At 26.6% G+C, this 8,903-nt stretch carries 12 protein-coding genes; 7 read left to right on the top strand and 5 right to left on the bottom strand.

The genetic code is table 11. The annotated features are described in order from the left end of the window. The 5 genes from HMPREF0202_RS15215 to HMPREF0202_RS03145 all read left to right on the top strand — a co-directional run. Nucleotides 1–325, top strand: a 325-nt coding sequence (locus HMPREF0202_RS15215) for a hypothetical protein (RefSeq protein ID WP_023051938.1), incomplete at its 5' end; no start/stop codon positions are given. After that, complete coding sequence (locus HMPREF0202_RS03160) at nt 322–1,614, top strand: MFS transporter (protein WP_023051937.1); 1,293 nt, start codon at nt 322–324, stop codon at nt 1,612–1,614. The genes HMPREF0202_RS15215 and HMPREF0202_RS03160, both read left to right, overlap by 4 nt. A gap of 8 nt (nt 1,615–1,622) precedes the next feature. After that, nucleotides 1,623–2,741, top strand: a complete 1,119-nt coding sequence (locus HMPREF0202_RS03155) for a ComEC/Rec2 family competence protein (protein ID WP_040406218.1) — start codon at nt 1,623–1,625, stop codon at nt 2,739–2,741. A 32-nt stretch (nt 2,742–2,773) separates the two neighbouring features. Next, the gene (locus HMPREF0202_RS03150; RefSeq protein WP_023051935.1) at nt 2,774–3,373 is read left to right on the top strand and encodes a site-2 protease family protein; all 600 of its coding nucleotides are present in this window, start codon (nt 2,774–2,776) and stop codon (nt 3,371–3,373) included. A gap of 4 nt (nt 3,374–3,377) precedes the next feature. Beyond that, entirely contained in the window at nt 3,378–3,953 is a 576-nt protein-coding gene (locus HMPREF0202_RS03145; RefSeq protein WP_023051934.1) for an IMPACT family protein, read from the top strand. Nucleotides 3,954–3,969: 16 nt separating this feature from the next. Here HMPREF0202_RS03145 and HMPREF0202_RS03140 read toward each other — a convergent pair whose 3' ends face one another. Both HMPREF0202_RS03140 and HMPREF0202_RS03135 read right to left on the bottom strand, forming a co-directional pair. Continuing rightward, nucleotides 3,970–4,653: a YwaF family protein gene (locus HMPREF0202_RS03140; protein WP_023051933.1), complete on the bottom strand. Its 684-nt coding sequence runs from the start codon at nt 4,651–4,653 to the stop codon at nt 3,970–3,972. 14 nt (nt 4,654–4,667) lie between these two features. Continuing rightward, complete coding sequence (locus HMPREF0202_RS03135) at nt 4,668–5,288, bottom strand: ribonuclease H family protein (RefSeq protein WP_023051932.1); 621 nt, start codon at nt 5,286–5,288, stop codon at nt 4,668–4,670. A gap of 173 nt (nt 5,289–5,461) precedes the next feature. On the opposite strand from HMPREF0202_RS03135, the gene rpmE reads away from it, so the two are divergent. Together rpmE and upp are read left to right on the top strand one after the other, a co-directional pair. Then, on the top strand, nt 5,462–5,674 hold the full coding sequence (gene rpmE, locus HMPREF0202_RS03130) for a 50S ribosomal protein L31 (RefSeq protein ID WP_023051931.1): 213 nt from the start codon (nt 5,462–5,464) through the stop codon (nt 5,672–5,674). Between the two features lie 55 nt (nt 5,675–5,729). Continuing rightward, nucleotides 5,730–6,353 carry a uracil phosphoribosyltransferase gene (upp, locus tag HMPREF0202_RS03125; protein WP_023051930.1) on the top strand — a complete coding sequence of 208 codons (624 nt, stop codon included), beginning with the start codon at nt 5,730–5,732 and terminating at the stop codon, nt 6,351–6,353. A gap of 20 nt (nt 6,354–6,373) precedes the next feature. Here the strand turns inward: upp and HMPREF0202_RS03120 are convergent, their stop codons facing one another. From HMPREF0202_RS03120 to HMPREF0202_RS03110, 3 genes are read right to left on the bottom strand one after another with little or no spacing between them, the layout of a single operon-like run. Further along, nucleotides 6,374–6,799, bottom strand: coding sequence for a MarR family winged helix-turn-helix transcriptional regulator (locus HMPREF0202_RS03120; RefSeq protein WP_023051929.1), 426 nt, complete (start codon nt 6,797–6,799; stop codon nt 6,374–6,376). After that, the gene (locus HMPREF0202_RS03115; protein WP_023051928.1) at nt 6,792–7,802 is read right to left on the bottom strand and encodes a hypothetical protein; all 1,011 of its coding nucleotides are present in this window, start codon (nt 7,800–7,802) and stop codon (nt 6,792–6,794) included. Before HMPREF0202_RS03115 ends, HMPREF0202_RS03120 begins: the two co-directional genes overlap by 8 nt. Continuing rightward, nucleotides 7,792–8,859, bottom strand: a complete 1,068-nt coding sequence (locus HMPREF0202_RS03110) for an HlyD family secretion protein (protein WP_023051927.1) — start codon at nt 8,857–8,859, stop codon at nt 7,792–7,794. The genes HMPREF0202_RS03115 and HMPREF0202_RS03110 overlap by 11 nt, the downstream gene beginning before the upstream one ends. Nucleotides 8,860–8,903: the final 44 nt, after the last annotated feature.

Here is an 8,903-nt window from a genome sequence, read left to right as displayed (position 1 = left end):
AATAAAAAATATTAGTAGTAAATATGAAATAAAAAAGATGATTATGACCATAGGGTTAGAAGATTTCAAAAATATATTAAAAATAGAAAATTTGAGAGATGATATATCTTTAATAAAAGAGAAATTTAATGAAATTATAATGAATAATGAACCTATTTTTCTGAAGGAGTTAGCAATTTCTGGAAAAGATATATTAAATTTAGGAATAAAAGATGGAAAAAAAATTAAAGAGTTATTAGAAAAATCTTTAGATATAGTATTGAAAAATCCTGAACTAAACCAAAAAAATTACTTACTAAAATTGATAGAGGAGGAAAAAATTTGAAGCGAAGAATACCTTTAACAACACAGATATTTTATGGAGTAGGAGTAAGTTATGCCATTGTGGATCAAATATTTGCACAATGGATTTTATATTTTTATCTTCCACCGGAAAACTCAGGACTTAAACCATTTTTAACACCTGTTTTAATATCATTGGCATTAGCTATTTCAAGAGTAGTAGATATGATTTCAGATCCAGTAGTAGGATATTTATCAGATAAATTTAATAGTAGATGGGGAAGAAGAATACCATTTATTGCCGTAGGAGCTATTCCACTAGCTATAACGACAGTAGCCTTTTTCTATCCACCAATGATAAGTGAAAAAGGAACATTTATCTATTTAGCGCTTATAGGATCTTTATTTTTTACATTTTATACAATTGTAGGAGCTCCATATAATGCTTTAATACCAGAAATTGGAGAGAATTCAGAGGAGAGATTGGATTTGTCTACATGGCAGTCAGTTTTTAGATTATTGTACAGTGCAATTGCAATGATTTTACCAGGAGTTTTAATTAAGTATTTTGGTAAAGGAGATACATTAGTTGGGATTAGAGGTATGGTTATTTCATTAAGTATTTTATGTGTTTTAGGACTGTATGTAACTGTTTTTTTAGTTCCAGAAAAAAAATACTCAAGACCTGTTGAACATGTTGGGAATATTAAAGAGATTTTAAAAGAAGTGGTAAAAGATAAAGATTTTAGGAATTATTTATTAGGATTACTATTTTTCTTTGTAGGATTTAACTCTTTAAGAGCCATGATGAACTATTATGTAGAGGATATAATGGGATATGGAAAAGAGACAATAACAATAGCATCAGCTTTATTATTTGGAGCCTCAGCTTTATTTTTTTATCCAGTAAATAAATTATCTAGAAAATTTGGATATAGAAAAATTATGTTAGGATCCTTAGTTGGATTAATAATACTAACAATAGCTTTATCATTATTAGGAAAAGTAATACCTGTAAAATATGGATTTTTAATATTTGCACTTTTAGGAATACCAATATCAGGAGCAGCATTTATATTTCCACCAGCAATGATGAGTGATATAAGTGAAAAAATAAGTAAAAGAATAAATAATAGAATCGAAGGAGTTTGCTTTGGAATTCAAGGATTTTTCTTAAAAATGGCATTTTTAGTCTCAATAGTTGTATTACCATTGATGCTTGTTTTAAGAGGAAGTGGAGAGGTAACAAAGTTTGGTATATACTCATCGGCAATATTTTCAGCAGTATCTTTTGTAATCTCATATGTATTTTATTTTAAATATAATGAATAGGAGGAGTGTTGAAAAAAACAGAAATTGGGGCATTAATTATAATTTTTGCCTCAATTTTCTTTTTTAGGTTGTATTGGACAACGTTTAAAGAGAAAATTGAGATAGGAGATATCATTGAACTAACTGGTAGAGTAGATGCAGGAAGAGGAAGAATTGAAAATATAAATGGAAAATATCCAGTAAAAAATATGTATTTTATAGTAAACAAAGTAGAAGATGGAGAAAAAATTATTTTAGGAGAAGTAAAGAAAATAAAGTTTTCAAAATGGGGAGTTCAATATAATATAGAGGCAGAAGAGGTAAAAAATAAAGAGAACATATTGAGAAATTTTTTTATAAAAAAAATAAAGAAAATAAGTGCAGATTATTCTTTTAGTTTAGAGCATTTTTTGAGAGCAACAGTCTTAGGAGAGGGATATTTATTAGATGAAGATGTAAAGGAAAAGTTTAGATACACAGGAACAGCTCATTTATTAGTAATATCTGGATTACATATTGGGGTAATTATTGCTGGAATGTCATTGTTATTATTAAAATTAAATATTAATAAAAGAAAAAGATATATTTTAGTTTTTATCATTCTAACATTATATGTTATTTCCATTGGAAAATCGCCATCAATATTTAGAGCATATATAATGGGATCAATTTATTTATTAGGAAATATTTTATATGAGAAGGTAAATAGTAAAAAAAGTTTTATATTAGCTTTTTGTTGTTCACTTTTAATTTTTCCAACATGGATTTACTCCATATCTTTTTGGATGTCATATATAGCAGTATTTTCTATAATTTTTATTTATGAAAAAATTCCTAAAATAAAAAAATATAGAAGTAAATATTTAAATAAGGTATTAAATACACTATTAATGACATTAACAATTCAACTTTGTATGACACCAATTTTTTATATATTTTTTAATACGATTCCTTTGTTTTCAGTTTTTAGTAATTTAATTATAATTCCAATAGCATCAGTTTTTATAATGATAAGTTTTATGACAATATTTTTATCAAATTTTTATTTAGAATTTTTAACAATTTCATTGGTAAATTATACTTATATAATTTTAATAAAGAGTATTGAATTACTAAGTGAAATTCCATATTTGACATTAGAATTATAGTTGTGTTAAGCTATTTATGCGAGGTGATAAAAATGATTGTTTTAAAGGTTATAATTTTACTATTTTCTTTGGTACTACACGAATTAGCTCATGGATATATGGCTTTATTTTGTGGAGATAAAACAGCTAAATATTCAGGAAGACTATCTTTAAATCCATTAAAGCATTTAGATCCAATAGGAGCGTTAGTACCAATTTTTATGTTGTTAAGTGGTTCGAATTTTATAATAGGATGGGCCAAACCAGTACCAGTAAATTATTTTGCTTTTAGAAATGGGAGAGTTGGAGAGTTCTTAGTTTCAATAGCAGGAGTTTTAACAAATTATTTATTAATGATACTTGGAGCTATTTTAATAAAATATGGAATAATACCTTTTAATGACATATCAATTTATTTTATAATAATAAATATGGCCTTGGGAACATTTAATCTTTTGCCAATTCCACCATTAGATGGATCAAGAGTTATAGCATCGTTTTTAAATGATGAAAATAGAATAAAAGTATTTACTTTAGACACATATGGAATTTTATTTATAATAGTATTAAGTTATTTTGGAATATTAAGTAAAATGATGTCTCCTATATACAATATTTTAGTGAGATTTATAGATTTGATAATTAGGAGTTAGTTAAATGAAAAGTATAAAAAAAGCTGTAAGGATAGAGTTTGAAGAAAGAAAATCAAAATTTATAGGTTATGCTAAACCAATTTCAACAAAAGAAGAGGCTGAAGATTTTATAAGTATGATTAGAGAGATGCATCCAGATGCTACTCATAATTGTACTGTTTATAGAGTTATTGATAATGGGCAAGAATATTTTAAGGCTGATGATGATGGAGAACCTAGTGGAACTGCTGGAAAACCTATGGGTGAAATATTGACTTATATGGAAGTAAATAATGTAGTAGTAGTAGCGACAAGATATTTTGGTGGCATAAAATTAGGAGCTGGTGGTTTAGTAAGAAATTATGCCAAAACTGCAAAGTTAGCAGTCTTAGAAGGAGAAATTGTAGAATTTATAGAAAGAGTTGAGTGTTTGTTAGATTTTTCTTATGAGAAAATAAATGAAGTAGAGACGTTACTTATAAATGGTAATGAGGAGTTATTACATAAAGATTTTAACGAACGTGTAACGTATAGAGTAAAAGTTTCTAATGAAACATTGGAGAAGTTAAAAGAACTTAAAGATATATTGGTAATAATGTAAAAACAGGTAGATTGTTCTACCTGTTTACTTTTATTTTATAATCTTTTTTTTTGAATAAAAATAGTAATAATAAAGTCAAAGTTACATAAGCAAATTCAACAACTATTATGTAATATGGCCACTCTCCAAAATAATTAAGAGGAGATGAGAAAGTTGGTTTTCTATTAATATAAAGATAATTTGTTCCAAGAACAGTATTAATAAAATAAACACCAGCTGCAATAACATTTAAACCTAAGAATGAACCGGTCCATGACTCTAAAGATGGTCTTAACTTAAATACTTTATACTCAACTATAGCAACAAAAATTATATAAAAATGCGTTGAGAAAAAACTTATGTTAAAAAAATGAGGGAATGTTTCTCTTACTTCAGGTGTTAGTAGAGCAAAAACGGCTCCAATAGACCAAAAGAATGTTGCATATAAAAATGGTCCAAACCTAAATATAGATCCAAATACCGCAAATATAAGAGTTATGTTGCAAAGGTGTAGTGGAAGCAATTGATACCAAGCTTCACCAATTAATTTATATCTAATAAAAAGTTCACCACATTTAATTAATAAAATGACAAAAGATATAATCCTCATAATTTTTTTAGGCTGTGGATTGTATGCAACTCCAAAATAAAGAAACAGAAAAACCAAAGAATATCCCAAAAGATAAAAAAGATGTAATTTATCAAATAGTTCGAACTCCATGTACTCCTCCTAATTTATTTATGAAAACCTAAATCTGCAGGATTAATATCCCCAGAAACATGCTGAATAGTTCCACCTAGACTTTCAAATTGTGCTCTTTTTTCAGCGGTTTTCGTAATAAGATTTATAGTTTTTTCATTTAGTGACGATTTATTATAATGCCCTTTAGACCAATAATCAATAATTAATTTACTATCTCCAAAAATTCTAAAATTTCTTTCTCTTAAAGCAATGTCAATAGCTAAAAAAACACCTATTAATTCACCATAGTTATTTGTGCTACCTTGAGGAGCGAGATAGTTTCCAAATTCATTTATCATTTTTTCAGGAAGAATATTATCAAGTAAAGAGATTCCTAAACGGTTAGTAACTCTGACCTCAACACCAATACCTCGTCCAGTTCCAGCATCAAAATAGATGCCATCTTCTAATTTATTTTTAGCCTCTTGAATTTTTAATTTTTTATCTTCATATAGACCACCATTTTTTAACCACTCTTTAGCTTCAAGCTCTGTTTTAAATGATTTATAACGAGCATTTTTTCCTTTAGTAGCATTTTGACATTCAGGCCAAGAAGTTACAATTTTTGAGTAATTTTCATTATCTATAATAAAAGCATAATATTTTGTAGCCATAATTCTCCTTTTAAAGTTTTATATTATTTTATCATAAAATTAAAAAAAATAAAAAGGAAAGAGAAGAAAATATCAAAAAAACTTCGGATCATTAGTAAAAAAATGTTGCAAAAGTTAAAAATTTATGATAAAATCTTTACGATAAATAGAAAGATTTTAGGAAGGTGAAATTAATGAGAAAAGGAATTCATCCAGAGTACAAAGTAATAACTGTTGATTGTACATGTGGAAACAAATTTGAAACAAGATCAACTTTAGCAAAGGGAGACGAGCTTAAAATAGCTGTTTGTTCAAACTGTCACCCATTCTATACTGGAAAAGCTAAGTTCATAGACGCAGCTGGAAGAGTAGAGCAATTCAATAAGAGATTTGGATTAAAAAAATAAGAAAACGGGACTATGTCCTGTTTTTTTTTAAAGAAATATAACTAGGGAGGTTAAAATGGCTGTAATAGAAATAAATCATCCGCTAATACAACATAAATTAACATTATTAAGAAATAAAAATACGGATACAAAATCATTCAGAGAAAATTTAAATGAGATATCTAAGCTGATGACTTATGAAGTGACAAAAAATTTAGTTTTAGATGAAATTGAGGTTGAAACTCCTCTAATGAAAACAACTGGATATACATTAGGAACAAACATTGCAGTTGTACCTATTTTAAGAGCTGGATTAGGAATGGTAGATGGAATCGTATCTTTAATTCCAACAGCAAAAATAGGACATATAGGAGTTTATAGAGATGAAGAAACTCTACAACCAGTATATTACTACTGTAAACTTCCTGTAGATGTTCAAAACAAGCAAGTTATATTAGTAGATCCAATGTTAGCAACTGGTGGATCAGCAATATACGCAATAGATTATTTAAAAAATGCTGGAGTAAAAAATATAGTATTTATGTGTTTAGTAGCTGCACCAGAAGGTATAGCAAAAGTTTTACAAACACATCCAGATGTAGCAATTTATACTGCTAAAATAGACCAAGGATTAGATTCAAATGGATATATTTATCCTGGTTTAGGAGATTGTGGAGATAGAATATTTGGAACAAAGTAATTAAAAAAGCTGAACTTAGTTCAGCTTTTTTTTATTTCCTTTTCCTCTAAATAATCTAAAACATTTTTAATTTCTTGGATATTATCATCAGTTAAAATAGTGTGAAACTTTTTATCAAGCTTATCTAGAAACTCTTCAACATGACTTGCAATTCTTTCTCCATCTTTAGTTAAAGAAACATAAAAACTTCGAGCATCTTGATTAGATTGAGATTTAATAATATAACCTAAGCCTTCTAATTTTTTTAAAGTTTTACTAATTGCAGGTTTTTCAATAACTCCTAAGTCAACGAGTTGAGTAGGCGTTATTTTTTTTAACTCTTTAATTTTTAAAAGTATAATTCCTTGGGATGATTCTAAATTAAAAATTTTTAAATTATCATTAAGATGTTTTTTTTGTAACCTATTTATTCTTGAAAATAAAATAGGAATTTTAATTTTATTCATTGGTTCCTCCCTCTATAAATAAAAGAAATCTAGTTAAAAACATTGAAAAAATAAGAATAATAGTTATTTGTAATGCTCTAGTAGAAGCTTTAGTAACGATATCACCATAAGGTGTAAGATATAGACATATAGGAAGTATAATAGCTTTAATTAGTCCAAAAAAGAATATTTTCTGAAAAGGTGTTTTACCATAGTAACCTATGTAAACCATAGGATATATAAAAACCATTAATGCAAAAGCAAAAATAAATGGATTATTGCTAATTCCGTTTATAAAAAATGAAAAAATTATAGCTAAAAAGCAACCTAAACTATGAATAGTGATATTTAAAAAAGATAGTTTATGAATTTTTTCTAAGTTTAAATTCGTATAAATTCCAGCTAAAGTAGCATATGCAAAAAAAGTGTCTCTGATATCAAAAAACATATATGCTAACCATAAAGCAAAAACGATAATAGTTATTTTAAAAATATGAAAAATATCTTTATCAATATCTTCTCGTTGAGATTTTTTAACTCCTAAATTTTCTTCTTTTGTTGGAAAAATAAGAAGTAATATCCAACCAATTATCCCTCCTAAAACTGTGACTAAAACAATATCAACAACCATATTTTCAACAACTTTATCACTATATGTAGCATATATAGTTGTGAAAGAATAACCTAAGATACTACTTCGTATACCATTGGGATGCTTATATGAGAAAAAAAAGCAACTGAAAAAAACAGCAAATGTAACAACAGCAAAAGCTAAAATATTTTCTCTAAAAATCTCTGTAAACAATAAGCCTAAAGCTGCAAAAAATGAAATCCACCAGTAATTAGAAAAGAATATCTTTATAGAAAATTTTTTCATTGTAGTTACTACCCCAAAAGCAATTATAGGAATTTGGAAGTTAAAAGAAAAATTTGTGTATTTACTTAGTAAAATTCCAATAGTTATTGCTAGAAGACTTCTAAAAATATCAGGTATAAAATTGACGTTGTCGTTACTAGTAGACATAATTAAACACCATAATTATATTTATCCAAATTTTAGCTAAAAAATTATAAAAGATATTATTAGTTTCTGATAAAAGAATAACAGAAGCCATAGAGCCACTTGATAAATGTTTTATTGATTTTGAATTTTCAGCAATAATTGAAACTCGAATTTTTCCATTGTCTCTAATCCAACGATTATCAGTTGGAATATTGACAAGAGAACTAGATGTACTATACCCTTGAGCTAAAATTGGACTTATGTTTTCAACGGTACCTTTAAAAATAATTCCTGGAATTCCATCAAATAAAATTAAAGCCCTTCTATCGGGAGTTATTGATTTTATATTTTTTTCTTTTAAATCTACATTAACTTTTAATATATTATCATTTTTTATATAAAATAGAGGTGTATTTTCTTTAATCGATGTATTCTGATAAAAATTATCCATAACCACTTCACCATTAATAGGAGAAAGAATAGTTGTATCTTGAAGATTAATTCTAGCTTTATCTAGAGCTCCTTCTGCTATTAAAAGCGTAGGAGTAGAATCTTCATTTGTTTTATATTTTGTAAGAAGATTATCTAAAATACCTTCACTGTTTTTTAATGTTTTTTCTGATTCAAGAACTTTGGTTCTCATATTGTCTAAATCAATTTCACTAATAAATGATTTTTTATATAAAGATTCAAATTTAGTAAGTTCTTTTTTATTACGTAAATAGATATTTCGATTTTTTTCAACAATAATTTTATTTTTTTCAATATCACTTTTTAAAGTTTTAATAGAGTCAAGAGCTTCATTGTATTGTCCTAGTGCAGAAGTGTAAGAAGCTTTATATAGTTTATTATCAACACTAAATAGTGGTTGATGAATATTTACAAATTCACCATTTTTTACAAAAATTTGATCGACACTGCCAGAAACTTTGCTATAAACTGGAGCAATTTGATATTCCAAAAAGGCTCTAGAAGAGTATGGTATGTTCATCTGGAAAGTAACGGATAAAAATAAAAAAACTAAAAAACTAAAAAAAATACCTACATAAATTAAAATAGCTTTCTTTTTATAAATCATAATATCACTCCTAAATTAAAATAGTTTCCTAGGAAACTATTTTA

It is taken from the genome of Cetobacterium somerae ATCC BAA-474, assembly GCF_000479045.1.
Classification (GTDB): domain Bacteria; phylum Fusobacteriota; class Fusobacteriia; order Fusobacteriales; family Fusobacteriaceae; genus Cetobacterium_A; species Cetobacterium_A somerae.
This window is presented reverse-complemented; position numbering and strand designations above follow the sequence as displayed.

Excerpts from the sequence above, each read along its gene's own strand:
- HMPREF0202_RS03150 (WP_023051935.1), top strand. The coding sequence starts at position 2,774 with ATGATTGTTTTAAAGGTTATAATTTTACTATTTTCTTTGGTACTACAC.
- HMPREF0202_RS03145 (WP_023051934.1), top strand. The coding sequence starts at position 3,378 with ATGAAAAGTATAAAAAAAGCTGTAAGGATAGAGTTTGAAGAAAGAAAA.
- HMPREF0202_RS03140 (WP_023051933.1), bottom strand. The coding sequence starts at position 4,653 with ATGGAGTTCGAACTATTTGATAAATTACATCTTTTTTATCTTTTGGGA.
- HMPREF0202_RS03135 (WP_023051932.1), bottom strand. The coding sequence starts at position 5,288 with ATGGCTACAAAATATTATGCTTTTATTATAGATAATGAAAATTACTCA.
- rpmE (WP_023051931.1), top strand. The coding sequence starts at position 5,462 with ATGAGAAAAGGAATTCATCCAGAGTACAAAGTAATAACTGTTGATTGT.
- upp (WP_023051930.1), top strand. The coding sequence starts at position 5,730 with ATGGCTGTAATAGAAATAAATCATCCGCTAATACAACATAAATTAACA.
- HMPREF0202_RS03120 (WP_023051929.1), bottom strand. The coding sequence starts at position 6,799 with ATGAATAAAATTAAAATTCCTATTTTATTTTCAAGAATAAATAGGTTA.
- HMPREF0202_RS03115 (WP_023051928.1), bottom strand. The coding sequence starts at position 7,802 with ATGTCTACTAGTAACGACAACGTCAATTTTATACCTGATATTTTTAGA.
- HMPREF0202_RS03110 (WP_023051927.1), bottom strand. The coding sequence starts at position 8,859 with ATGATTTATAAAAAGAAAGCTATTTTAATTTATGTAGGTATTTTTTTT.